Origin of the sequence: Bacteroides faecichinchillae JCM 17102 (assembly GCF_000614145.1) — a bacterium.
Lineage (GTDB): Bacteria > Bacteroidota > Bacteroidia > Bacteroidales > Bacteroidaceae > Bacteroides > Bacteroides faecichinchillae.
In genome coordinates this window covers 79,889-106,216 of the sequence record NZ_BAKK01000008.1, presented here as the reverse complement: position 1 = coordinate 106,216, position 26,328 = coordinate 79,889, and the positions used below count along the sequence as shown (strand labels likewise).

At 37.6% G+C, this 26,328-nt stretch carries 16 protein-coding genes and 2 pseudogenes; 8 read left to right on the top strand and 10 right to left on the bottom strand.

Annotated features, from left to right (window positions below):
* The first annotated feature begins 62 nt into the window (after window positions 1–62).
* The 4 genes and pseudogenes from JCM17102_RS06195 to bioD all read left to right on the top strand — a co-directional run bounded on the left by JCM17102_RS06195 (window position 63) and on the right by bioD (window position 3,527).
* A complete protein-coding gene (locus tag JCM17102_RS06195) occupies window positions 63–1,226 on the top strand; it encodes an 8-amino-7-oxononanoate synthase (protein WP_025074434.1) in 1,164 nt (387 codons plus the stop codon).
* Window positions 1,223–1,890: pseudogene (locus tag JCM17102_RS26425) on the top strand (DUF452 family protein). The gene JCM17102_RS06195 and the pseudogene JCM17102_RS26425 overlap by 4 nt, the downstream one beginning before the upstream one ends.
* A 192-nt stretch (window positions 1,891–2,082) precedes the next feature.
* The gene (bioC, locus tag JCM17102_RS06185) at window positions 2,083–2,880 is read left to right on the top strand and encodes a malonyl-ACP O-methyltransferase BioC (RefSeq protein ID WP_025074433.1); all 798 of its coding nucleotides are present in this window, start codon (window positions 2,083–2,085) and stop codon (window positions 2,878–2,880) included.
* Window positions 2,877–3,527, top strand: coding sequence for a dethiobiotin synthase (gene bioD / locus JCM17102_RS06180; RefSeq protein WP_025074432.1), 651 nt, complete (start codon window positions 2,877–2,879; stop codon window positions 3,525–3,527). Before bioC ends, bioD begins: the two co-directional genes overlap by 4 nt.
* 205 nt (window positions 3,528–3,732) lie before the next feature.
* On the opposite strand, the gene JCM17102_RS06175 is transcribed toward bioD, so the two are convergent.
* The 10 genes from JCM17102_RS06175 to JCM17102_RS06130 all read right to left on the bottom strand — a co-directional run bounded on the left by JCM17102_RS06175 (window position 3,733) and on the right by JCM17102_RS06130 (window position 21,462).
* On the bottom strand, window positions 3,733–8,373 hold the full coding sequence (locus tag JCM17102_RS06175) for a DUF4062 domain-containing protein (protein WP_033886580.1): 4,641 nt from the start codon (window positions 8,371–8,373) through the stop codon (window positions 3,733–3,735).
* 265 nt (window positions 8,374–8,638) lie between these two features.
* The gene (locus tag JCM17102_RS06170) at window positions 8,639–9,706 is read right to left on the bottom strand and encodes an OmpA family protein (RefSeq protein ID WP_025074430.1); all 1,068 of its coding nucleotides are present in this window, start codon (window positions 9,704–9,706) and stop codon (window positions 8,639–8,641) included.
* A gap of 13 nt (window positions 9,707–9,719) precedes the next feature.
* Window positions 9,720–10,295, bottom strand: a complete 576-nt coding sequence (locus tag JCM17102_RS06165) for a DUF4369 domain-containing protein (RefSeq protein ID WP_025074429.1) — start codon at window positions 10,293–10,295, stop codon at window positions 9,720–9,722.
* A gap of 103 nt (window positions 10,296–10,398) precedes the next feature.
* Window positions 10,399–11,331, bottom strand: coding sequence for a BT1926 family outer membrane beta-barrel protein (locus tag JCM17102_RS06160; RefSeq protein ID WP_025074428.1), 933 nt, complete (start codon window positions 11,329–11,331; stop codon window positions 10,399–10,401).
* A 21-nt stretch (window positions 11,332–11,352) separates the two neighbouring features.
* Window positions 11,353–14,340, bottom strand: a complete 2,988-nt coding sequence (locus JCM17102_RS06155) for a coiled-coil domain-containing protein (protein WP_025074427.1) — start codon at window positions 14,338–14,340, stop codon at window positions 11,353–11,355.
* 44 nt (window positions 14,341–14,384) lie between these two features.
* A complete protein-coding gene (locus tag JCM17102_RS06150; protein ID WP_025074426.1) occupies window positions 14,385–14,861 on the bottom strand; it encodes a helix-turn-helix domain-containing protein in 477 nt (158 codons plus the stop codon).
* 443 nt (window positions 14,862–15,304) lie between these two features.
* Window positions 15,305–17,665, bottom strand: coding sequence for a PAS domain-containing sensor histidine kinase (locus JCM17102_RS06145; protein WP_025074425.1), 2,361 nt, complete (start codon window positions 17,663–17,665; stop codon window positions 15,305–15,307).
* Between the two features lie 173 nt (window positions 17,666–17,838).
* Entirely contained in the window at window positions 17,839–18,363 is a 525-nt protein-coding gene (locus tag JCM17102_RS06140) for a biotin/lipoyl-containing protein (RefSeq protein WP_025074424.1), read from the bottom strand.
* Window positions 18,364–18,386: 23 nt separating this feature from the next.
* Window positions 18,387–19,898: an acetyl-CoA carboxylase biotin carboxylase subunit gene (gene accC, locus JCM17102_RS06135; RefSeq protein ID WP_025074423.1), complete on the bottom strand. Its 1,512-nt coding sequence runs from the start codon at window positions 19,896–19,898 to the stop codon at window positions 18,387–18,389.
* A 19-nt stretch (window positions 19,899–19,917) separates the two neighbouring features.
* Window positions 19,918–21,462, bottom strand: a complete 1,545-nt coding sequence (locus JCM17102_RS06130) for an acyl-CoA carboxylase subunit beta (protein WP_025074422.1) — start codon at window positions 21,460–21,462, stop codon at window positions 19,918–19,920.
* Between the two features lie 184 nt (window positions 21,463–21,646).
* On the opposite strand from JCM17102_RS06130, the gene JCM17102_RS06125 reads away from it, so the two are divergent.
* The 4 genes and pseudogenes from JCM17102_RS06125 to JCM17102_RS31325 form a co-directional block, all read left to right on the top strand.
* Window positions 21,647–22,234, top strand: a complete 588-nt coding sequence (locus tag JCM17102_RS06125) for a DUF3575 domain-containing protein (RefSeq protein ID WP_025074421.1) — start codon at window positions 21,647–21,649, stop codon at window positions 22,232–22,234.
* Window positions 22,235–22,258: 24 nt separating this feature from the next.
* Window positions 22,259–23,710, top strand: coding sequence for a DUF3868 domain-containing protein (locus tag JCM17102_RS06120; protein ID WP_025074420.1), 1,452 nt, complete (start codon window positions 22,259–22,261; stop codon window positions 23,708–23,710).
* Window positions 23,711–23,803: 93 nt separating this feature from the next.
* Window positions 23,804–25,303: an L-lactate permease gene (locus JCM17102_RS06115; RefSeq protein WP_025074419.1), complete on the top strand. Its 1,500-nt coding sequence runs from the start codon at window positions 23,804–23,806 to the stop codon at window positions 25,301–25,303.
* A gap of 620 nt (window positions 25,304–25,923) precedes the next feature.
* Window positions 25,924–26,086, top strand: a pseudogene (locus JCM17102_RS31325) (thioredoxin domain-containing protein); the annotation flags it as partial.
* Window positions 26,087–26,328 lie beyond the last annotated feature (242 nt).

Sequence of the window (26,328 nt, the reverse complement as noted above, 5' to 3'; positions counted from 1 at the left end):
ACCGTACAGAAAAGAATAAATTAGACTAATGAATGTTTATTAATTATGCAAGCAACTACCATATGAATGATTTTATCAATTCAATACAAGAAGAATTACAAACTTTAAAAGAAAAAAGAAATTTCCGTTCCCTTCCTCAACTTATTCACAATAAGGGTGAGGTAGTAGTGAACGGACAGCGAATGCTAAACCTCTCTTCCAATGACTATTTGGGTCTGTCGAACGACTTGTCTCTAAGAAATGACTTTTTAGAAACTTTGACTCCTCAAACCTTTCTGCCAACTTCCTCTTCTTCACGTCTATTGACAGGCAATTTCACAGCCTATCAAGAATTGGAACAACAATTAGCATATATGTTCAGTACGGAAAGTACATTAGTATTCAATAGCGGTTATCATGCAAATACCGGAATTCTTCCGGCTGTCAGTGATATTCATACACTGATTTTGGCAGACAAGTTGGTTCACGCCAGCCTGATAGATGGTATCCGTCTATCAGCCGCAAAGTGTATCCGGTATCGGCACAACGACTTATCACAATTGAAAAGATTAATAGAAGAAAATTACAATCACTTTAATAAAATCATCATCGTTACCGAAAGTATCTTTAGTATGGACGGTGACGAAGCTGATCTTTCAACTATTGTCAAGTTCAAACAGCACTATCCTAATGTCCTATTATATGTCGATGAAGCTCACGCTTTTGGTGTACGCGGAGAAAAAGGATTAGGTTGTGCCGAAGAACAAAACTGTATAAACGATATCGATTTTCTGGTTGGAACTTTCGGAAAAGCAATTGCTTCTACAGGTGCTTATATCGCTTGTCGTAATGTGATACGTGATTATCTCATCAATAAGATGAGGACATTTATATTTACAACAGCTCTTCCACCTATCAATGTGCAATGGACTTCTTTTATTTTAAAACGCTTATCAAGTTTTCAGGAAAAGAGGCAACATTTACTGCAAATTAGCCGAAAACTTAAAGAAGCTCTCACTTGTAAAGGATATGTTTGCCCTTCTGTCAGCCACATTGTTCCTATGGTGGTAGGCGACAGCAAAGACACTATACTCAAAGCAGAAGAACTTCAACGAAAAGGATTTTATGCTTTGCCTGTTCGTCCGCCAACAGTTCCCGAAGGAACTTCCCGTATCCGTTTCTCATTAACAGCAGATATCACTAAGAAAGAAATTGATGAATTAATAAATTCTATTCTAAACAAATGATACAGAAATTTTTAATCAAAAATAGTCATCCACATCTGATTCTCTTCTTTGCAGGTTGGGGAATGGACGAAACACCATTTCAACAAATTCATTCCAATGATTGTGATTGGATGATTTGTTATGACTACCGTTCATTGGATTTTGACGATACACTTATTCAGAAATACTCTCATATCACACTGATTGCCTGGTCAATGGGAGTATGGGTACCTCGCAGATTATGCAAAAATTTTCCTATTTACCAATCGTCTATAGTATTGCTCTCAACGGTACACTTTATCCGATAGACGACACACGAGGTATTGCATACTCAATTTTTGACGGAACACTTCAAGGCTTAAATGAACAGACACTACTTAAATTCCAAAGGAGAATGTGCGGTTCAGCAGTTGAATACAAAGAGTTTCTGTCAGTAGTCCCACAACGCCCTGTTGAAGAATTAAAAGATGAACTAACTGCTATTCAATGTTCGTATCTGGCTTTACCTCCTTCTTCATTCATTTGGCAGAAAGTTATTATTGGAAAGAATGATCGTATTTTCCTTCCGGAAAATCAATGGCAGGCCTGGAAAGACAAAGTAGACATGATAGAAGAAACAGATGGGGCACACTATCAGAAAGAGCTTTTCTACTTACCATTAAAACATTTATTTTCAACAGATTAGCAGTAACAAACAAGGCTTTTAACTATTGAGATATTGGCTATTAATAGCTGGGAAATGAAGTATTAATAGTTGAGACACAATCTATTAATACTCAACAAATGGATAAATAATAACCTTCCCAAGCCTAAGAAAACCACTTGTGGAAGTAAAGTATAATATTGCAAATCAAGCGTAAAACTTTAATTATTGCTCATGAATAAATCATTGATTGCCGAACGCTTCTCTAAAGCCATCACCACCTATTCCGAGGAAGCAAATGTACAAAGGCAAATTGCCAACAAGATGATCCACCTTCTTCAAGAACACTTGTCCGCTCCTTGCCCAAATGTCATCGAATTCGGCTGTGGAACAGGAATTTATTCCCGCATGTTGCTCCAAAGTCTTCGTCCGAAATCTCTGGTGTTGAATGACCTTTGCGAAGAGATGAAATATTGCTGCGAAGATTTATTAAAAGAACACCAAGTTGCCTTTCTTCCGGGAGATGCAGAAAATATCTTTTTTCCTAATAGTAGTTCATTAATCACTTCCTGCTCTGCCTTGCAATGGTTCGAATCTCTCGAAAAGTTCTTTCAGAGATGCAACAACTTACTCAACGAAGACGGCTTTTTTGCTTTCAGCACATTTGGAAAAGACAATATGAAAGAAGTTAGAGAACTCACTGGAAACGGACTCCCTTATCGTTCACGAAAAGAGTTAGAAGCAGCTTTATCTCCTCACTTTGATATCTTGTATTCAGAAGAAGAAATTATCCCTCTCCGCTTCGAGAATCCGATGAAAGTGCTCTATCATCTGAAACAAACCGGTGTAACCGGACTATCAACGCCTGCATCTTTACCTACAGAACAAGATCATAAAGCCAAAGTACATCCATGGACTCGTCGTGATCTATATCGCTTTTGTGAACGCTACACCCAAGTGTTCAGTCAAGGTAGTACAGTACCTCTAACATATCATCCAATTTATATTATAGCAAAGAAAAAAAGAGTATGAAACAGAATGTATATTTCGTAAGTGGTATCGATACCGATGCCGGTAAAAGTTTTGCCACTGGTTTTCTGGCACATGAATGGAATAAAAGTGGAAAAAAAACTATCACACAAAAGTTTATTCAAACCGGTAATGTAGGGCATTCCGAAGACATCGACCTACATCGACGCATTATGGGAATCCCTTTTACACAAGAAGACAAGGAAGGACTAACCATGCCGGAAATCTTTTCTTATCCGGCCTCTCCTCATCTCGCCGCCCGTCTGGACAACCGCCCCATCGACTTTGACAAAATCAAACGTTCCACACAAGAATTGAGTAAACGCTATGATTATGTACTACTCGAAGGAGCGGGTGGTCTTATGGTACCTCTTACCACAGAACTCCTGACTATCGACTACATCTCTCAAGAACAATATCCATTAATCTTCGTCACTTCCGGTAAATTGGGTAGTATTAATCATACGCTTCTAAGTTTGGAAGCTATACAAAGACGTGGTATTATACTAGATACTGTACTTTATAATTTATACCCGACTATAGAAGACAAAACTATTCAGAATGATACGATGGAGTTCATTCATACTTATTTGGAGAAGAACTTTCCAGGTACCAAATTTCTTTTAGTACCTGAGATCTCTGAAATTTAAAGACTAAATTGTATTTTATCAGAGAGGCTGTCTGAAAAGTAATTATATGCTATCATTTTACTCTGTCGTCCTGAGCTTATTAAAGGACTGCTCTTAAATACTTCAAAGAAGAGGTCCTTCACTACGAATGAAAAATGCTATAGAACTAATAGACTTTTCGAACAGCCTCGTCACAATATACATATGCTAATAAAAAAAATAGTATTCAGGAATGTTTAACAATTTCCAAATCATTCTTAAGTGACACCTGATAACTTCTTTGTTTTGATCTAAAATAAAAAGTATCGTTCTTAAAACAATCAAAATCAAATGCAGGAAGAGTATTCAATAATTTACCGGTTACAGAATCATAGATACGAAAATGTTGCATTCTCTGTATAACAATATACTTTTCGTCTGTTGAAAGGAACCATGTATTTTGCTCTATATTTTCCTGTACATAAACGGTTATATACTTTTTCGTCACGATGTCGTAAATATAGAATCCGTCCGGAAGATCGACAATATCTACATCAATATCCGAATGTTGGGCCACAAATCTTCTTTGTTGCGAATTCAACCTTACCAGCATCCGTCGGCCGTCCGCAAAATAATGTCCAATATTAAAATATTCGTCGGCATACTTCCAAGCTATTGAACCATCGCGAATAGTACAGTTCACTACTGAGTCTAAATCATTCGAATTATAAATCCAAAATGTTTTCCCGTCATTCAAGCATAAAATATTATTAAATGAGTCGTTAATCTTTAATGGGCAAGTATATACAACATCACTATCTTCACTCAAGTAAAATACTTTTTTATAAGCCACTATCACCAGATGTTTCATATCAGAGAAAAAATCAAATTCTATTCCCAAAGAACTTCCATCTTTATGTTTTCTTTTAAAGAAGTATTTATGTTTTTTCAGGTTCTGTTTCCAGATACACCGACCGGTAAAGTCATAAGCATGAACAGTACATGAGGGAAAGGTAACAACCATAAAATATTTGGAATTAGCTGATACACTGAACTGCTCGATTTTCTCTTTAAAAGAAATTGTCTCTACCTCCTTATCGGTATTCTCAAGTATAACTGATTTTTGCTTATAATCTACAAAGACCTCATTACCATTCGCCAAATCGTATTTACTTCTTCTTACACTGTCACTACTTTCTATTTCGGGAGCTACGGACAACAATGACGAAAGTTCTAAATCCGTAATATGCAATAAACCGTCATCAGCAAATAATGCTACCTTTGAGGCATCAGCTGTCATACAAATAAAGCGAATAGATTGATAATCGAGAAGAACAGAATATAAATTATTCTGTTCAGTATCATATACATAATTTCCATTCTTCGTGATACAAAGTACTCTTTTTGCATCAGTACTAACCTCAATATGATAGTATTGAAAATCCAACATCTCTACTTTTGCATCCGGCAAGTGGAACTCATTTAATATAGAAATACTATTTTCTACACTCATTTCACCCACAAGCACTCTCTGATCAGATAATATAAACGCAATATATTTAGAGTTAACAGCTATCCCGGAAGCAAGAATATAAATATCCTTACTTTCTTCAATCCACTCGCTTAACTTATACATATGACATCCAATTATCGAAGAATCATCAGAAAACAGTTTATCTCCCAAATAACGTTCATAACTTTCAGCATAGGCCATCATTACGACCAACCCGTTCAAGTATAAAGCGCTAATAATCGGATGCATTGAAATTAGCAATTGATAATGATATTCCGGAAGAAAGCCGGCAGTAACTTTATGAGACATACAATCTTCCGTATCTTTTATATTCGCCTTTTTTTCACTATTCAAATCATCAAATAATATATCAACCGCATTCTTTTCAATATCCCAACAACAAATTTTATCCCCATATAAACGAAAACTGACATGATGCAAATCAGAGGAAAGCGATATCTGATCTAACAATGAATGTGGCGGTTGTCCCGATGCAACCATAGATAAAAACCGATTATAAAAATGTCCGATAGGGAAATCGACATGCAATGATTTTACAATTCTCTTTTCATCAATAGAAAACAAGATAAATTCATTCGCCTTCAAATCAGTACAAAAAAAGAACTTTTCGTCGGCACTCATATTGAAATCATGGCACTCCTTACACAGCAATACATCCAATCGTCGAACCAGCTTTCCACTATGTAAATCATATTGATAAAAATCTCCTCCTATGGTTTCTACATAAAGCGAACGCTGATTAAGCGAAATCGACATGTGGACCAATGAACTATTAACTGCCGATACCAGTTCAAAAGCTATATCATGACAACCCACATCACTCTTCTCATTTCTATAATAATCTTCCAGAAGCTCAATATAACCGGGAGAGACATCGTGTAACTCATTCAATTCCGATTGCATAAACAGTATGAAATGATAAAAATAGAACAGGCGATCATACAGACATGTCTCCTCTTCTGCTTCAGTCACTATTACATCATTCCCAATCTCCTTTCTACACATCGAAACCGAATTCAATACAGGATTCTTATCCGGAGAGGTAAAAGAAGTTATTAATTGTTCCGCATACAAATCATATTGCTTCAATCGCTCTTGCATTTTCTGATCCTGCTGAGAGAAAACTTCGAAAGTTAAAAGTGCCCGATAAAAATCGTCAATCAATCCTTGCACATTACGTGCAACGGACTTAGCTCTCATGAAACTCAAACTACACATCTCGCTCACCAAACGCTCTTTTTCCCCGGACAAAGCCAAATGATAAGGATACTCTTCTGTTTTTCGTTGATTCACCACACGTTCATTCACATCGTAGTACCAAGGTTGGCTTCCAAAATAATCAGCCTCTAAACTATGAATCTTCTCCTCTGACGGTTGCGCCCCCTCAAACAAATACATTTCTTTAACAGTCTCCCGGATGCATCGGTGATAAAAAGTAACGACTTCTCCCCCCGGAGTTATTCTCTCTGATAAATAATGCCTCATGTCATTGTACAAGCCCAACCACAGAATTATCGGTACCTTATCTCCGCAATTGGCATGAAACTTCTCCTGATTGAAATCAGCTATAAACTCAGCATCTTTGCTCAGGAGTTCCAGTATCTCAATATCATTCAATCCATTTTTAGCTACATAAAGATAAGAAATGATTTTCTTAACTAAAATAGGTGAATGTCCTTCCTGCTCAGTAAGCACCTTTTCAAAAAAATATATGATGAAATTCTGCAAATTTCCGACCATATCATTCAATGAATCATAGCTTCTGCTTTTTCGCAATTTCTCAAAACACAATCGCAGATACAACATATTGGCTCCACTCTGCCTAAACAATGACATCACCTTCTTCATCTGCCAATCCGATATTGTTCTTTTCTCACGTTGCAACCAAAATCGAAGTATACTTTCAGCATCCACCTCATCCATCTTTTCTATCCGGCAAGTCCGACATCCTCTTTCAACCAATGTTTCATATTCCGCATTTGGCAAACACGACAATATAATTTTCACATTCTCCTGCAATAGCATTGGAAGCCACAAGTAATCCTTACTACTGTCATTATCCAGTTGATCGAGTGCATCTATATAAATCACCACCTTCTTCTCCGGTGATATAGAGCCAAGCAGGAACATAAAAAAGCCATTCAACTCATCCGGCTTTGTTGGTATTGACCACTCACTCATACCGAAACGCTGGATAATCACTTTACAAATGCTCATTACGATATCCTTGTCACGAGAAGCGTGTTTGTTTACCCCGATAAACCTCTGTATGACCAAACATTCAGGATCGACCTTCCTCTGTTGAGCAGCCGAAAAAGCTAATAATGTAGTTTTTCCACAACCTGCCTCACCTGTCACAAGAAAAGGAGTCCTTTCATCAGTCGAATTAATATAACCATCAATAGCTTCTAACTCTGTAGTACGACCTCTAAAAGCGGCAATTCTTTCATTTGCAAAGAATTCATTAATCAGCTCTTCGTCATCCTCTACATAACTTGCTATTTCATCATCAATCACTCGTTTCAGATTATGATAAATCGACCTGTCGAGTTCTTCAACCTTTGTAAAGGCTATTGTATTTTCTTTTAACCTACCAGTCAGCAGTTTTTTCAGTCTTTTCACATCTGGATCATCTCCCTCCATGCCATTCTTTAAGTATGCATAAACATGATTCTCGGGTAAGTCAGCGCAGAATATCCCCTCATATATTTCTTGCTCAGTAGCCGACCTTTCCATCTTCAGCCTATTTTTCTGCTCTTCACTCAATTCACAGTTACTACAACTACAGTTTGTAACCATATTATCGGGATTTTCAAGATGCAAGGCTGCCCAATCTGTCAATAACTTATGCAATGGCTCTTCTACTTGCTGCCGATAGAGTTCGTAATTATCCAGATAAGCCCCATGCCTTTCTACCAACACATAAACAGGTTTAGGAATACTATTTGCATCTATGCTATTATAATCAATATATTCATAATGGTCTTTAAACAACTGAATATCAGCATCAGAAAAGTCATCAAACATTTTTTCGACTAATGCTACATCCAACTCTGCAGGAAGTGGTTTCCACCCATAAACATCTCCTAATAAAGTAATAAAATTAGGTCGTGGCGAGATATCCTGACAATGTCTCAATTCTTCCAGACAAGTCTGCATGGTTTTATTTTTAAATGCAGCATTGGCACTAATCCCCCAACGCAAATCTATTGGCTGAAATTTCCAGCCTTTACTTTTACAATACGTCTCCAACTCTCGGAATGCATGCAAAAATAAATAATCTCTTTCTTCTTTCAAGTCTTTAAAGGTTGAACTAACAAAGACACGAATGGTTTTAAATCTTCTGCGTTTCATAATATCAGTATTTAATTATTTCGTTTGTGAAATCAGACAAGTCTACATCTCACCGTCATTTACAACAAAGATAAACAATCTAATCAAGATACAGATACTTTTTCTTAATACAAAATTTAAACATCCTAAGAATTATGTTCACCAACTCCTATAAGAATGGCATATTCTAAAAGAAAGGTGCCAGGATTCCTAAAGGATTCCTGGCACCTTGTCCTAATAGAGAGCTTTTTATTGAAAACAATAAAAGCCTTTTTACTAAAATGGACTAATTAGCAATTATAATCACAACCCGGTTCCAGTCGTTAGTCTGGAAAGGTTGTTCTCTATCTTTCATACTTGATACGGTGAGACGGTCTTTACTAATGCCGTATTTGTTGATCAACTGATTGGCAACAGCTTCGGCACGTTGCTTGGCAAGTCTCAGATTAATTTCCCGGCTTCCAGTTCCATTATCGGCATATCCCATAATAGTAGCTTTTGCATTGGGAAATTGCTTCATGTAATCAACAATAGCAAGTATGTTTAACACTTGACTCTCTTCAATATTTGTTTTGGCAAGTCCAAATCCCACGTGACTTCTGATACCTCTTACCACTTTTGTACTGGATGCGGTTTCAGAATTTATCACTACAGTATCTGTCTTTTGAATAATCTTCTCTACAGTTTTCGCACGCTGTTGATTGATCATTTCATTCACTTCTTCTTCCGTATAAAGCATTTCTGGATATTCTTTCGATATACAAGTAACACATTTATATCCTGTTCTGAATTTATAGGTAAAACCTAATCCCAGATTAAAGTAAGTATCAATAGAATGATCATCACGTCCGTTCCAGCGATCAGATACACCATTGGCGGTAACTTCGATATTAAAATCAAGTGCATCATTCATCTGGAAGCTTCCTTGTAATCCCAATCGTCCCATAAAAGAACTAACGCTACTGCTAAAAGCACGATTGAAACCTATACCGGCAATCACATTTACATCGAATAAACGTTCGGGATATTTCCGTATTAACTGACTAAGGTTCATCAATCCGTCTACAGTAGCAGCACCATAGTAAAACCCATGAGCTTTTTTAGTTATTTCCGAACCGACACGTCCTTGCCAACCACTAATAGAAAATCGGGCTCCCCATACAGGTGAGAAGTACTTACCGAAAGAAATGGCTCCCGAAGGTGCGATCAGCTTTCCAAAGTTTGCATCACCGCTAGAATAAGAAGCACCAAGCTGCCCTTGAATAAACCATGGATTCGGGTTCATTTCTTGTGCTTGCACGCCTACATACGCAGCTGCAAGTGTTAGAAAAGTAATAATTGATTTAAATTTCATAGTAAACTGTTTTTTAACTATCCAACTGTGCTTTTACCAGATCACGATCTGTGTCATTCAAATGAACACCATAGCTCTTATAAATATACTGTCCAAGTACATTATTTTTATTATTCAGAATCTGTTGTCTGTAGAATTCGGAAAAGATATGGTTAGTTTCCTTTATTGAGAGTGTCTTTTCATCAAGACTAGAACGTAAAGCCTGCAAATCATTCAGGTAATCTTGCAGACGTTGATTGAGCGGAGTTCCACTTATATTGATATACTCCCCAATCTCGATATTAACTTTTCCACCTTCTACCACGAATGGTATTTCAATCCGATCTATAGAATCTGTTGGATTCTTGAGGCTAATGAATGCCACATAAGGCATCAAAAGAGTATCTGTACGTTCCAAATTTAAATGACCGTTGATCACTATAAGCGAATCCAATTGCTTACCGTCTAATTTTTTTAGATAACCCTGAGTATATTCGGGATATTCTATTTTCATCTCCACTATACAACGTGACTGTATTTGTTGTTTTCTACAACTTTCCATTACCCAACTGCACACAAGTAAAAGTAAAAGCAGAAAATATTTTCTCATTTTTGGATTTATTTAAGCAAAGAAGACGATCCGGCTAATCATGTTAGCAAAACCGCCTTCCCTGTATTTACATACATTACGTTATTATTAACGCACAGTTCTATTAAAACCGGAAACCGAGCTTCAATACCGGCATATCAATAATTTTTATATTGTGATGTGACAAATTATATTTGTCGAATCCTTTGGGGGCAATTTGAATGATATCATAACGATATGCTAATGGTTGACATTCAAAACCAATAACAAATCCGTTAGCTAAGCTATATTCAATACCACCCACAAGAGCACCCTTGATGCCAAACATCTGACCTACTTTACCTGCAGGCAAATAGACTTGCTGGTCTACGGCATTGTCTTCGCTATCATCGTCCTCACTCATATAAATTTTACCAGTATAAGGCTCCATTGTTTCAATACGTGCCATCTGGAAGCCAACCATAGCCCCTATATAAGGATGGATGCGTGGATTGCCTGTCTTAAAATAACGCTCGGTGCCAACATTTGCATACCAATTATTAGTGGTTTGCGCATTGACATATTTCTGGTTGGGAATTACCATATCGGTCACACTATTGTCACCTTCTATGTAATCCTTCTTTGGAGTAACATTGATATTCATCCCCAAAGAGAAATTGACATCCCAACAATCATTGAAAAAATATTTGGCTTGCAAGCCAACTATATTCACCAAGCTATTATTATTAAACCCGTTAATCTGTAAGAAATCATTCAGATAACCTGATTGATTACCATTTGCAATAACATCACCGGAAGTGCTACCTTTATCCAGAATACCTCCGGTACCACCATTGGGTAATCCGATGCTTCCGGCAGCATTATTGTAGGCAGGTAGAAGATAGCTTCCTGTATTCTCATTATAAAAAGAGTTACTTCCACCTAACACCAAAGAGATTTGCCATTGACCTTTACGGGGAGCAAACACTACACCACCCTTATCGCCTTTGGCAGGCTGCGCCCAAAGAGGCGCAGCAAGCAAGGCTGATAATAAGATTGTGCAAAGTTTCTTAATCATCTTAGTCTTCTTAGTTTATTATTATTCTTTTGTAGATACACCGATTCTTTCAAGGATCATTTGCAATTCAGCAGCAGTATTGTCTACAGTTGTTTTAGCTATATCCAGATAATACTTGGCATTGTCCATCAATACCTTCTTAGCATCTGCTGCATCAATCAACTCATTGTTCCATGCTTCCAGTGTCTTTTCTGCTATTTGCAACTGAGTACCTGCAGAGAACTCGGCATCCTTAGCGTCTTTCACATTAGTAGTCCAAATTTCAATTAAAGACTTGATAGCAGCTTCATCACGTTTTGCTTCATCAGAAGTTCCTTCTGCTTCCATTGCCCCCTCAATAGAAGCAACAAGCTTACCTTGCAACTTGCTCTTCATAGACAATTCGCGTCTTTCGGGTTCGAATGCAGCTTCCAATTCTTTGACTACTTCATTTTGTTCATCACAATTGTTATAAGCTTCCAATACGACCTCACCTTGTGCATCTTTTTGTGCTTCCAAATCGGTCAAATATTCATTCAGAGTTGCAAGAACGGCATCAATCGTTGGCTGTTCATTAATAAATGCTTTAGCATAGGCAATATCTCTTTCTTTAGCTAGTTTATTACCGAAAGATCCATAGAATCCATACCAAGTAGGAGCCTCATATTCACGATCCGTCAAATAATGTTCTGCTATAATAATCTTATCCAGTTCTGCTTTTTCAAGAGGAGTGATACGTTCTGCGTTCAATAAGCCATTTATTATATTATTATACTGTTGATCATTAGACTTATCAATCATTGAAGGCAAACCGTAAAGCACACGTGAAGCTACAATTACAAAGTTTTTGCTATTAATTACAAGATCTTTGATATCAAAAGTCTGAGCTTCACGGTCATCTACAATTGAAGACAAACTGTAATAACCAATATTTAATCCGTTTTCAATAACTACTGGGTAAGAACTTCCTACAAAACTAGTACCACTTAAATCATCCAATACATTCTCTTTAAGAGTTACATAAGCTTCTGACATTTCATTATGGAGTGTGATTGCAGCCTCTTTAGCCGGTTGATAAAGTTCATCTGCCTTTATCCATGCAGCATCTGCCTCTTCATAATTTTTCTTTAATTCAGCTACAAATGCAGGATCTATCCCATTAGTTGCAGTCCAATCAATATTATGATTCGTATAATCTTTCGAAGCCTGAGCCAGAGCAAGGTCACGTTCTCTTTCAGCTATTGCAATCGCATTGTCACGAGTCTTGGCAGCCTTAGCTAAACCTTCATTACGATTTTTGCTTGCCTCAGCATAGACCTTTCTCAATCCTTCAGTATCATCAGCACCAAGTTCCTTTTTAGCAGCGTCTAATTGTGCCTTCAACGCCTCATCCGTAGGATTCTGTGCTAATTTTTCTTCCAGCAGTGAAATTTTATTCTCTGCCACTCTCATATCTTCCTGAGCTTTATGTACAGCATTATATAATGTTTGCGCAGTAGCTCTATATGCAGCCCATGCTGTACCATCTTTCTCTGCACCATTATACATATTATTGGCTACACTTTCATACTCTTCCTGAGCTTTGTTTTTAGTCTCTCTCCATATAAACCATGCAGTATGTTCACCAGCACCTGTTTTATCATTCCAAGCTTGTTCTGCAGCATCTTTAGCTTCAGTTTTAGCTATCCAATCTACTCTCAAAGGCTCCAGTTTCTCAACTGACGTATTGTAGTTATTAATACGGTTAATAAGTGGATTGTAACCAACATATTTAGAATATACAGTACCATTACCACTATTATAACCATCAACAGCCATTTGCCATGTCTTCAAATCAGCATCATAAGCTTCCTGCAAACCCTTCAGTTCAGCAGTCATTTCATTAATGCTGGCTTGTGTCCACGCCTGGTCATCTTTATCCAATTGTTTACTAGTAAGACCTGAAATGAAGTTTTTCACCTGTCCTACTGCAGTTACATATCCATTGTGACTATTAGAAGCTATAGCCTCTCCATCCTTATCAACATGGAACCCATAAACCTTCTCCTCTATAATCTCATATTTACCTTCCTGATAACCCGGAATTCCAATTGTCGGAAGTTCGATAGTCAATGGTTTTGCATAAATTTTAGCATCCTCTGTAGTCATCAAATCATTGTATGCTTTCTGTAAATCAGCCTGTTTTTTGTATTCTGCATCATTTTTAATGCGTTCTTCGGCTATCTTCACGTTTAGAGCATTCAACTCATCTTGAATATCGTTCCATTTATCTTGCGCTTCAGTCAGTTTTACAGCAAGTGCACCAGGTACATATGCCTTCACCTCTTCTAATTTAGCTTCAGCCTCTTCCAAAGCAATCTTCTTAAGTTCGACATTCTCTTGTTGAGTTATAACATTCTTTTCCAGCTGTCTTGTATACTGAACATTATTCTGTCCCTTTTCTGCAGCAGCCAAAGCTTTTACATATTCACGTTGTGCATCAGTATACGCAATATAACGAGAATTATATTCTGTTGCAGCAGCATCATAACGTTTCTGATACATCTCTATTGTTGCACGTTCCTCTACAGACAGTGTATTTTTTGCCTTTTCCATTTCAGCCAAAGCCTGTTGATGAGCGTCTTCAGCAGCTTGTCTAGCTGATTCAGCCGCAGCAATAGCAACTTCTGTTTCAGCTTTTGATTGAGCGATTCGAGCTTCTATTTCTGCTATTTCAGCTGCATACTTAGCCTTTTCAGATTCAGTTAAAGCAGCAACCTGAGCAGCTTCCGCTTTTACCTTCTCAGCTTGTGCTTTTCTCAATTCAGCTTCAGCTTCCTGTACTTTAGCTTCTGCCTCCAGTTTTGTAGCTTCCGCTTTCACACGCAAAGATTCAGCTTCTTCTACAACCTTCTTTGCTATAATAAGTTCAGCCTTTGCTTTTCGAAGGATATTGATACCCTCCGGTTCGTCATTGTCAATACATCCGGTGAAGACCGGTGTCGCACCCACTAACATGGCAGATGCAACCAAAAAAGTCCATTTCTTCATAATAAATAAGTAGTTTAATTGAAAAATAAAAATTTATATTTAACTTAAATTTCTTTATTCCGTAATCTCAAACTTAAAATACGCGATCGAAAGTTTGATGGAGTGATATGTTCAAACTTAGTAAAAGCACTATAGAACGTGCTTCGTGAAACAAATCCACATTTAGTTGGTAAGCTTTGAATATCGCATTCTTCCTTCTTCAAAAGTTCTTTGGCATAATTAATGCGATATCTATTAAGTAAAGTCTTTAGATTACATTTAAAAAGGAGATTAATAACTCTTGAAAGGTAAGTCGTATTCGTAAATAGAATCTGACTTAACTTTGTCAGATTTAACTGAGCGTCAAGATAAACCTTTTTATCTTCAAGAACATAAAGAATATCCTCATATATGTCCTTCATCTTTTCATTTATTAGTACTTTACCGTCTGTATCTTTCATTTCCCCGTTATACAGATTAATATTTGTAGAAGTTATATTGTACAGTTTAGTACCCGCTAATTGTTCCCCATGTGTCCCCATACTGTATTTTTTGTTTGATTGTGCAACAAACTTATTAATTTATTTAATAATGAAAGAAAATATATTAGAAATTCTTTAATATCTGATAATATTTTTTAAGTTTTAGGACAAAAGATATTTTTCGGGAATTTATTAAGGACAAAACCAAAGTAAAGTGTTGAATAACTTTCAACACTCTTTTAAATTACATGAGGTAGGAGAATTCATCCATTAATGATTTAAAAAGATACATTATTTTATATAAGCAGAACGACTCCTCGGTTTAAACCTAATGAGTCGTTCATTCCACCCCAAAACAGCCACTTTAAAATAAAGTGTGTATTCATTGAAAAATAATAGATAATCTTTTAATATAACTTCCTAGACTTCTTTCATTTTAGATATATAATAACAAACAGTACTAATTATTTTTCCCATTTTCAGGTATATATACAGACATACAATTACACTATTTGATTAGAAAAACCGGAATATTTTCTCAGCACTTTAACTAAAGCTTCTTCCGAAATAGGCTTAGTCACAAAATCATTACACCCTGCCTCAAATGCCTTTTCTTTATCCGTTTCAAATGCATAAGCTGTCAATGCTATAATAGGAATGTCCTTTGAATAAGTACGTATAATGTGAATAGCATCTAATCCATTCATACGAGGCATCTTGATATCCATTAAAATCAAATCGGGCTGATATTCCTTATACATCTCCACAGCTTCCATTCCATCTTTAGCCCATAATAGCGTATAATTCTCCCCTATCAGACTCTTTACTAAGATGTAATTACTTTCTACATCCTCAGCAATCAAAATCTTCTTGATCTGCTGTGGTCTTTTAACCAAACTATCTTCTTGCTTTTCTTCTACAGCTTTAAAGACTTTTATCTGTTCACGATCTTTATCTTTATAAGGTATAGTAAAATAGAAAGTGGATCCTTTACCTATGTCGGAGATAGCTCCGATTTCGCCACCAATCTTTTCTATAATTATTCGACTAATCGCCAGCCCCAATCCTGTACCTTGAGCAAAAGAGTTCAATTTGACAAAGCGATCAAAAATGTGGTTGATCTTATCCTGTGCTACTCCAATACCGGTATCCTTCACATAAAAGTAAATGTGATCTTCCCGCACTTCAAAACCGTAACGAATTTCACCCGAATAAGTGAACTTACAAGCATTAGTAATGAAATTGGTTATGACCTGCATAATCCGATTATGGTCCTCCTCAATCATTAGGTCTTCTTCTTGATTGTCTATGAATAAAGTCACTCCTTCCTGCACGCGACCTTTATGGACTTCATAAATGGTACGACACAATTCTCCAAGATTCATTGGACGCTTGACATATTCTAATGTCTCTGCTTCTATCTTGGATAAATCAAGAATATCATTAATCAATTGCAAAAGTATGTCAGAGTTCTGATTAATGATATCTGAGTAAGTTTCCTCCTCCTCCGGACTTTCTGCTAAAGGCAGCAGCTTGGAAAAGCCAACAATGGCATTCAAAGGAGTACGTATCTCATGGCTCATATTAGCAAGGAAAGCTGTTTTCAATCTATCAGACTGCTCTGCTTTAAGTCTTGCAGTTATCAATTCTTGCTCTATACTTTTCAGACTAGTAATATCCCAGGAAATACCAATTAACAATGGTTTACGTCCTTCCATAGGAACCAGCGTTTTTAAAGTTTGTACAATACGTGTTTCTCCACTAGCCGAAATATAGTTTTCCTGCATTTCAAGAGGCTCATGGGTACGAAGTACTTCCAAATCATCCCTATGAAATTTTTCGGCATCTTCGCTCTCAGGAAAGACTTCCGCATCCGTATGCCCAATAGCTTTATATGCTGGTATTCCTGAATGCTCAGTAAACGCTCTATTCCAATATAAATACCTGAATTCGTCTTCCGGATCTTTCACATACAGGTAAACGGGGACATTATTTAAAACACCCTCAAGCAGCGCATTGAGTTCCCGAAGTTCATCCTTTTTTTTGATAACATCGGTAATATCTTGAGTAAAGAACCAGATTAGTTCTTTATTATTTTCTTTAGTCAAAAATGTGGAAACTTGGTGAACCCCTTTTTTATCATATCCCTTTCGCGTGTAATCAGCACAATAAGAGAAACTACCACCATTATCTCGGATTTGTTGAAGACGTGCTTGCCAAGCTTCAGGCGTTTTCATAGAAACAGGCAAATCATATATCTTTTGTACACCCAGTTGTTGGGTTACACCGCATTCTTCAATGAATTGTTTATTAGCATAGACTAATGTTCCATCCGCTGAGACGGCAAGAATGCTATCACTAACCTTATCAAGTACACTTTTAAAAACTTCCAGTTGACGTTGAGTAACAATTCGATTAGTAATATCCCGGCACATTATCAGCACATATTCTTCATCCAAAGGAAAAATACGATTTTCATAATAATGATGTTCGCCATTAATGTCTAATTCATGATGTGCTGTTGAAACCGTTCCAGTTGAAATCACTTTTTGCATATTGGAATGTATATTTTGATATGCTTCCAACGGAACCATATCACACATTCGCATCCCTTCAAAATCCTTATTTGATACGCCTACATGATTGGTTTCTTCATTCGACACCACTTCCACGCCAACTTCATCATGCCTGAAAACAGTCAGCATATCAGGTAGTGAATCTAATATCTTAACTGCATATTTCTCTCTAAAATCAAAAGGGGCATGCTCTTTTAAAAAAGAGAGCTGTTTTTTCAATTGCGCATTCTCCTCTTTAAGTGCCTCTAGTTGCTCTTCGAGTGTTGTTTTTGTTTGTTCACTATCCATAAGGTAGTGAGATATTTATATACTTAACTGTCAAATGTAGATAAAAGTTTTAATAATAAAGATATTATAAGACATATTATTAAAAAAAGTTCCGTATGGTCCGAATGTATTTCGGTTGTCCATACGGAAATTCCTATTGAAAACTAATTTTTAAAAACTAATCATCTAAAAAGTTATTCAATCACCATGATACGGTCATTTAACCCTACCTTCATATTATTTTCTACAAATACCTCTTTTACCGTTCCATCTGTCGTGGAACGGATCTCGTTTTCCATTTTCATGGCAACTAATACACAAAGCGGGTCCCCGCGCTTCACGTCATCTCCTTTCTTAACGTATGTCTTCAGGATAACTCCCGGCATTGGTGCTTGTACTACCTGACGTCCCACAGCTTCAGAAGCAGCACGTGCGTTGTGTATTTTCTCCATTTCCCCCTGCAACTCAATTTGGTAAAGTTCTCCCTTATTCATGATTGTATATGAATTATTGGAAGAAGGAGAAATTTGTACTCCATGAGAATGATGATCGATGATAATTGAATGAATGGAGTCACCTCCCACATTATAATCTACCTCATAAACCTTGCCATTGACCGCAATTTTCTTGATCGGTCCATCTTCCAGAATTTCTACCTTGTATTCTGTATCAGGCATATCCAGAAGTTTGGCATAATATGTAGCTAATGTTGTACCCATATTAATATTTTTTATTACTCCATTTAATAATTGTTGGCAGTCATTTGTAACTTGCCATAATACTTCCAGAGAGATTCGCCCACCACTGGAAGAGTTGTTGCTCGGGAAGCAGCTTCTTTCTCTCTTTCATAATGTCTCACCGCAGCTGCAATCACAGCCACTGTAGGATCTGTATTCTGGCGCCGCTTCAAGTCTTCCTTATCAAAACGGGTATCAATAAAAGTGGTATCATACTTTCCTTCCAGAAATGCGGCATTCTTCAGAACCCGTTGATGGAAAGGAATGGTAGTCTTTATTCCCAGAATTTTATATTCGCGCAAAGCACGAGCCATGTTAGAGATAGCCGAAGCACGAGTACGTCCCCAACAACAAAGCTTGGCAATCATCGGGTCATAATGCAGAGATACTTCAAAACCGGCATAAGCAGCACTATCCAAACGGAGATTACGACCTTCGGGAGCCTCACGAACTGTTATCACTCCAGGCGAAGGCATAAAGTTGTTCTCCGGATCTTCCGCATAAATACGACATTCGATGGCAGCCCCGCTAAATTTAATATCATCCTGTTTATAAGGTAACGGATTACCTGCTGCAACTATTATCATATCGCGTACCAGATCTACTCCCGTACATTCTTCGGTTACTAAATGTTCCACTTGCAACCGGGTATTCATTTCAAGGAAGTAGAAATTCTGATCCTTATCCATCATAAACTCCAAGGTTCCGGCACTGTAATACCCTATTTTCTTGCAAGCTTCTACGGCTACTTTCAACATATTTTTCCGCGTCTCTTCTTTCACAAAAGGAGACGGTGATTCTTCAATCACTTTCTGGTTACGACGCTGAATGGAACATTCACGTTCGTAAAGATGAACCACATTACCATATTTATCTCCCATTATCTGCACTTCGATATGATGTGGATTTTCGATATATTTTTCGATGTAGACTGCATCATTTCCAAAAGACGTCCCTGCCTCGGATTGCGAAAGACGAAGGGCTGTATCTACCTCTTCCTCCGAACGAACCAGTCTCATCCCTTTTCCTCCACCACCGGCAAGAGCTTTCAACATAATAGGATAACCAACTTCTTTGGCAACTCTTTTTACTTCCTCTATGCCTTGTACGGGAGTCTCAGTTCCGGGAACAATCGGTAATCCGGCTTCACGCATAATCTTACGTGCCTCAGTCTTAATTCCCATCTTCGAAATGATGTCGGCACTCGGACCGATAAAGATCACTCCTTCTTCTTCACAACGACGGGCGAATTCCGCATTCTCCGACAAGAAACCATATCCCGGATGAATAGCCGCACCTGTCTTCTTTGCAATAGCCAATATCAATTCCGGTTTCAGATAAGAAGTATCCTCCAACGAATCGGAAATACAATAAGCTTCCTCTGCATATCGAACATGCAAAGCACTACGATCTACGTGAGTATAAACGGCTACCGTTGAAATATTCATCACTCTACACGTACGAAAGATGCGCAAAGCTATTTCACCCCGGTTAGCAACTAATATTTTCTTAATCATAATTTTCTCCTTTCATCTCTTAAAGTGGAATATTCGAATGTTTTTTAGGCGGATTGGACTGACGCTTGTTGGCAAGCATCTCAAAACTGCGAATCAACCGCAAACGGGTAACTGCCGGGTCAATCACTTCATCCACATAACCTAATTCTGCCGCCCGATAGGGATTAGCGAATTTCTCGCGATACTCTTCCTGAAGTTCTTTTCGTTTTGTCTCGGGTGACTGGGCTTTATCTATTTCTTTGCGGAACAAGATATTTACAGCACCATCCGGTCCCATTACAGCTATCTCTGCCGTTGGAAAAGCCAGATTCACATCCCCACGAATATGTTTAGAACTCATCACATCATAAGCACCTCCATACGCCTTACGTGTGATAACAGTAACTTTAGGAACTGTAGCTTCACAATAAGCATAAAGCAATTTGGCACCATTACGAATAATGCCACCATATTCCTGATCCACTCCCGGAAGAAATCCCGGCACATCGACCAATGTCAGTAATGGTATATTAAATGCATCACAGAAACGGACAAAACGGGCAGCTTTGACGGAAGCATTTATATCCAATGTTCCTGCCAATACCAATGGTTGATTAGCTACAACTCCCACCGTCTTTCCATTCAGGCGAATGTAACCGGTAACAATATTCGGTGCAAACTCCGATTGAAGTTCAAAGAAGCTATTTTCATCCGCTACAGATTCTATCATCTCCTTTATATTGTAAGGTTGATTCGGATTAGTAGGAATCAGATTAGATAGTTCCGGTGTCAAGCGTGTAGGCGAATCACTGGTAGCTACAAAAGGAGGTTCTTCCATATTATTTCCCGGAAGATAGGAGATCAATTCCCTGATATAATTAATACATTCAATATCATTTTCTGCTGAAAGATGGGCAACACCCGATTTTGTCATGTGAACATCCACTCCGCCCAGATCATCCTTACTTACCTCTTCCTGTGTCACACTTTTCACGACATCGGGACCGGTAATAAACATATAACCGGAATTCTTTACCATCAGAATAAAATCGGTCAGTGCAGGTGAGTAAACCGCCCCTCCGGCACAAGGCCCCATTATCGCACTGATTTGTGGAATAACACCCGAAGCCATCGAATTACGAAGGAATATTTCAGCATATCCTGCTAATGAGCGCACTCCTTCCTGTATACGGGCACCTCCTGAATCATTTAATCCGATGATAGGTGCTCCCATCTGCATAGCCATATCCATCACTTTACATATCTTCTTGGCATGTGTTTCCGAAAGAGCTCCTCCAAACACGGTAAAGTCCTGTGCAAAAACATAAACTAAACGTTTTCCAATCATACCGTAACCGGTAACTACTCCATCTCCTGCAAATTTCTGTTTTTCCATACCGAAATCGGTACAGCGATGAGTCACCAATTTATCCAATTCGATAAATGAACCTTTTTCTAATAGTAAATCAATACGTTCACGGGCTGTCAGTTTCCCCCCCGAATGTTGTTTCTCAATACGGGCATCTCCGCCCCCTTTTTCAGCTTTCCTGTTCAATTCTTCCAAATTCTTGATAAGCTCTTTCATAAACTGTGTATATTTGATGTTTTACTATAATAAACGTTTCTCCATTATATTTTGTTAGTATTTATGCCCTTAAACATCTTTCTTAGTTTATCCACGAATATTTTTTTTGCAAGTTGTCTCAACAAAGTTCCTTGGTCAGGTGTTTATCGCTTATCATTTTAATAAAACCAATATCCTAACGAAAATGAGAACAATTAAACTTTTACTAGCAGTTGGTTTCCTGCTTGCTTTCGGTACAAGCATTCATGCACAAGTACAACGTAATGAAACCTATTTACCCAAATTTGCTATTAAGACAAACGCTTTGTATTGGGCGACTTCCACTCCCAACTTGGGAATTGAAATCGCACTCTCCAAAAAACTGACTCTTGATGTATCGGGTAACTATAATCCATGGAAATTTGGAGACGACCGGCAAATCAAACATTGGCTTGTCCAACCGGAATTGCGTTATTGGCTTTGTGAACGTTTCAACGGTAGTTTCTTCGGTCTGCATGGTCACTATGCTGATATGGATGTCAGTAATCTGAATATTTTCGGAATGGGGCACGACCGTTATGACGGTAACTTGTACGGAGCCGGCATTTCTTATGGATACCAATGGATTATCAGTAGACGTTGGAGTATGGAAGCGACCATCGGAGTTGGATATGCCCGCGTAAAGTATGATAAATATGCCCGCGGCGACGGAGGTGAAAAGCTAGGACATAATACTCGTAACTATTTTGGTCCGACCAAAATAGGTTTAAGCTTTATTTATGTCATCAAATAATCAAAACTTATAATACTTACAATGATGAAAAAGAAACTTATTTATCTCATTATAGCCCTTGTAGCCGTCATAGCACCGGCTCATGCACAAAAATTCATGAATGATGCACTCACACTCTCGGATGTGACTTTATGGCAACAGGGAGAGTCTTTATATGTAGGAATGACAATGGATATGAAAAATCTAACAGTCGGTTCCGCAAGAAGTCTAAGCCTTGTTCCTCTATTGACAGACGGACAACACAATGTTCCTCTACAAGAAATTATTATAAACGGAAAAAGACGTGAAAAAGCATATATTCGTGGATTAGCCATGAGTAAACAAGAGCCAACGGCTATCATTGTCCCTTATAACAAGCGGGAAACTTTAAACTACACACAGGTTATTCCTTACCAACCATGGATGGCAAATGCTTCCTTACAACTTGTAGAAACATTATGCGGATGTGGCAACTACCAAGAAATGACCGCTCAGGAACTAATTACAAATGATGTTTCTACTGAAGCCAAACGACTGAGTGCCATGTCACCACTGGTTGCCTATATCCAACCAACAGTGGAAGTGGTAAAAACCCGTAGCGAACAATACGAAGCTCATCTGGATTTCCCTGTTAATAAATACGTCATTTTGACTGATTTCATGAATAATCATTCTGAATTAGTGAATATTCATTCTATGTTCGACAAGATTCAGAATGATAAAAACTTAACGGTAACCGGAATCAGCATTGAAGGTTTCGCCTCCCCAGAAGGTCCTTTGGCATTCAATGAACAACTTTCCAAGAAACGTGCAGTCGCTTTGAAAGACTATCTGGTAAAGAATGAAAAAGTTCCTGCCAACGTATATAATGTTACTTTCGGTGGTGAAAACTGGGACGGTCTGGTGAAAGCTCTTAAGGCTTCTTCTATGAAAGACAAAGAAACTTTCCTGAATATCATCAAAAATACTACCGATGATGCGAAACGTAAACAAGAAATTATGCGCGTAGGTGGCGGTGTTCCTTATCGTACCATGTTGAAAGAAATCTATCCGGGTTTACGTAAAGTAAATTGCAAGATTGACTATACTGTTATCAATTTCGATGTAGAGCAAGGACGTATCATTATTCGTGAGAATCCAAAATACTTGAGTCTGAATGAAATGTATCAAATAGCCAACAGTTATCCGAAAGGTAGCAAAGATTTCGTAAATGTATTCGACATTGCCGTACGTATGTATCCGAACGATCCGGTTGCCAACCTGAATGCAGCAGCTGTTGCTTTATCTATGAAGGATTTAAATACAGCAGTGAAATTTATGGAAAAAGCAGATCATGCCACTGCTGAATTCTTAAACAATACAGGTGTATATAATTTCCTGAACGGTGATATCCAACGTGCGAAAGCTGCTTTCGAACAGGCAGCTAAGATGGGCAATGAAACAGCTCAGGCAAACTTGCAACAATTGCAGCAAATCCTTAACATGAAAATGAAATAAATAGAAAAAATATTCTATTCAGCAGACCAAATGAGACGTTCGTTTGTTATAACTTTAACAAACGGACGTTTCACTTTTTTAAATCTGATAGTTATGACTCTAATCCTTGCTGTGATTCCGGTACTGCTGTTGATAGTTTTAATGGCATTCTTCAAAATGCCTGGTGATAAAAGTAGTATCATCTCTCTAATTGTTACTATCCTTATTGCTTTTTTTGGTTTTTCCGTCACTGTAGACAATCTGTTGTTCTCATTTATCTATGGAGCATTGAAGGCAGTTTCGCCTATCTTAATCATTATTTTAATGGCTATTTTCAGCTATAATGTCTTGCTGAAAACACAGAAGATGGAAGTCATCAAACAACAATTTTCGTCGATTTCTACGGATAAAAGTATTCAGGTGCTGTTATTAACATGGGGATTCGGCGGTTTATTGGAAGCAATGGCCGGATTTGGTACTGCTGTTGCTATTCCGGCAGCTATATTAATCAGTTTAGGATTTAAGCCGATTTTCTCTGCTACTGTCAGTTTGATTGCCAACAGTGTTGCCACCGCTTTCGGAGCCATTGGAACGCCTGTACTTGTATTGGCAAAAGAAACGAACTTAGATGTATTGCAACTGAGTACGAACGTTGTGTTACAACTTTCCGTCTTAATGTTCCTTATCCCTCTAGTATTGCTATTCCTCACTGATCCTAAAGTGAAATCACTGCCAAAGAATATATTTCTAGCTCTATTAGTAGGAGGTGTTTCCTTGCTCGGACAATATGTAGCAGCCAAATATATGGGTGCAGAATCTCCGGCCATTATTGGAAGCATACTATCAATCATCGTAATCGTTCTCTACGGTAAACTAACAGCTTCCAAAGAAGAAAAGGCACGAAAAAGCACGCTTAAAACAAAAGATATTCTTAATGCATGGAGTATTTATTTACTCATTCTATTCCTTATTATTCTGACTAGTCCCCTCCTCCCAGGATTAAGACATACATTAGAAAATAATTGGATTACCAGAATTAGCCTTCCGATCAATGCTTCTACAGTTAATTATACAATCTCCTGGCTTACTCACGCAGGAGTATTATTATTCATTGGAACTTTTATAGGAGGATTGATACAAGGAGCAAAAGTCAAAGATTTATTTATAGTTCTTTGGAATACTGTGAAGCAGTTAAAGAAAACTTTTATAACGGTAATTTGTCTAGTCGGATTATCTACTATCATGGATACCTCCGGTATGATTGCTGTTATTGCTACGGCATTGGCAACTGCGACCGGAAGTTTATACCCACTCTTTGCCCCAGTCATCGGATGCTTGGGAACATTTATCACAGGGAGTGATACATCCTCCAATATTCTCTTTGGTAAACTACAAGCTAGTGTTGCCGGACAAATTCATGTCAGCCCGGATTGGTTGTCAGCCGCTAATACAGTAGGTGCTACCGGAGGAAAAATTATTTCCCCGCAAAGTATAGCCATTGCCACCTCTGCCGGAAATCAACAAGGCAAAGAAGGGGAAATACTGAAAGCTGCTATCCCATACGCATTGGCTTATGTTATTATTACGGGAATTATTGTTTATATCTTCAGCTAATTTCTAAGTAATCACCTGACAAATGAATCGTAACAGCGTACAATACGAAGTGTTCAAAGGCTTGAAACAATGTGTTCTATGTAGTGAAACAATGTGTTCTATGCCTTGAACAAAGTGTTCTTCCTATATGAAATAAGTAGTCAAAGGCTTGAAATACTTTAGTCAGATGGTTTGAGACTAATTTTAAGAAGGAGATTAATTTAAAGTAAAGTGCTACTTAAATAAATTAGATGTGTGTAAGATACTTTATCTTACACACATCTGCAACACACATCTTACACGCCATTAAACTTCTATATATCAAACAGATATACACAAATTGGTGTAAGATGGCAGATAATTATTCTTTTTAAACATAGAATACACGTGATATCAATGCTTGGATACTTATACAACACATCTATCCACTGCATTGAAGTGAATAATTTGAATAATAAAATAGTGATTGCAGGACTAATCAACTGTTACCTACTGATAGAAGATTTGGGGTAAATATGAAAACTGAAGTTACAAAGCCTCATCTTCCCGACGAGACAACTTAGTTCTAATTTAAAAATATTATAGCTCCCACATAATTAAAACCCTTTCCATCATTTTAAAGGGTGAATACTCTTTTTATCGCGATAATAGACTTCTACGCAACGTGGTACGGACCTTGTAAAGCTATGTACCCTATTCTAGAAGAAAGAAGATCCCAGAATTATTCAAGGTGCAATGCCTAAAGATCAGCAAAAGAAAACAACCAATGACTTTCTTCTAAAACAGAATATCAAAACGAAGTAATTATTACAGCTTTTTCTCGTCGTGCTGTTACTCTCTATCAATTTTCTTGTGGTTGATAGAGAGCTATTCTATATCATTGTTATCACTTAATAGTCATATAAACAAAAGTACAAAATACAATTCACCCAATTATAGAAACTATAACTATTAAAGTTCTATTAAATATTTGAATTAAAATATTCGGAAGAGGACAGAGAAGAATAAATATCAAAAAAAAGGCTATCTATCCCAGACAGCCAATC

Coding starts and splice junctions, on each gene's coding strand:
- JCM17102_RS06195 (WP_025074434.1), top strand. CDS start 63: ATGAATGATTTTATCAATTCAATACAAGAAGAATTACAAACTTTAAAA.
- bioC (WP_025074433.1), top strand. CDS start 2,083: ATGAATAAATCATTGATTGCCGAACGCTTCTCTAAAGCCATCACCACC.
- bioD (WP_025074432.1), top strand. CDS start 2,877: ATGAAACAGAATGTATATTTCGTAAGTGGTATCGATACCGATGCCGGT.
- JCM17102_RS06175 (WP_033886580.1), bottom strand. CDS start 8,373: ATGAAACGCAGAAGATTTAAAACCATTCGTGTCTTTGTTAGTTCAACC.
- JCM17102_RS06170 (WP_025074430.1), bottom strand. CDS start 9,706: ATGAAATTTAAATCAATTATTACTTTTCTAACACTTGCAGCTGCGTAT.
- JCM17102_RS06165 (WP_025074429.1), bottom strand. CDS start 10,295: ATGAGAAAATATTTTCTGCTTTTACTTTTACTTGTGTGCAGTTGGGTA.
- JCM17102_RS06160 (WP_025074428.1), bottom strand. CDS start 11,331: ATGATTAAGAAACTTTGCACAATCTTATTATCAGCCTTGCTTGCTGCG.
- JCM17102_RS06155 (WP_025074427.1), bottom strand. CDS start 14,340: ATGAAGAAATGGACTTTTTTGGTTGCATCTGCCATGTTAGTGGGTGCG.
- JCM17102_RS06150 (WP_025074426.1), bottom strand. CDS start 14,861: ATGGGGACACATGGGGAACAATTAGCGGGTACTAAACTGTACAATATA.
- JCM17102_RS06145 (WP_025074425.1), bottom strand. CDS start 17,665: ATGGATAGTGAACAAACAAAAACAACACTCGAAGAGCAACTAGAGGCA.
- JCM17102_RS06140 (WP_025074424.1), bottom strand. CDS start 18,363: ATGGGTACAACATTAGCTACATATTATGCCAAACTTCTGGATATGCCT.
- accC (WP_025074423.1), bottom strand. CDS start 19,898: ATGATTAAGAAAATATTAGTTGCTAACCGGGGTGAAATAGCTTTGCGC.
- JCM17102_RS06130 (WP_025074422.1), bottom strand. CDS start 21,462: ATGAAAGAGCTTATCAAGAATTTGGAAGAATTGAACAGGAAAGCTGAA.
- JCM17102_RS06125 (WP_025074421.1), top strand. CDS start 21,647: ATGAGAACAATTAAACTTTTACTAGCAGTTGGTTTCCTGCTTGCTTTC.
- JCM17102_RS06120 (WP_025074420.1), top strand. CDS start 22,259: ATGAAAAAGAAACTTATTTATCTCATTATAGCCCTTGTAGCCGTCATA.
- JCM17102_RS06115 (WP_025074419.1), top strand. CDS start 23,804: ATGACTCTAATCCTTGCTGTGATTCCGGTACTGCTGTTGATAGTTTTA.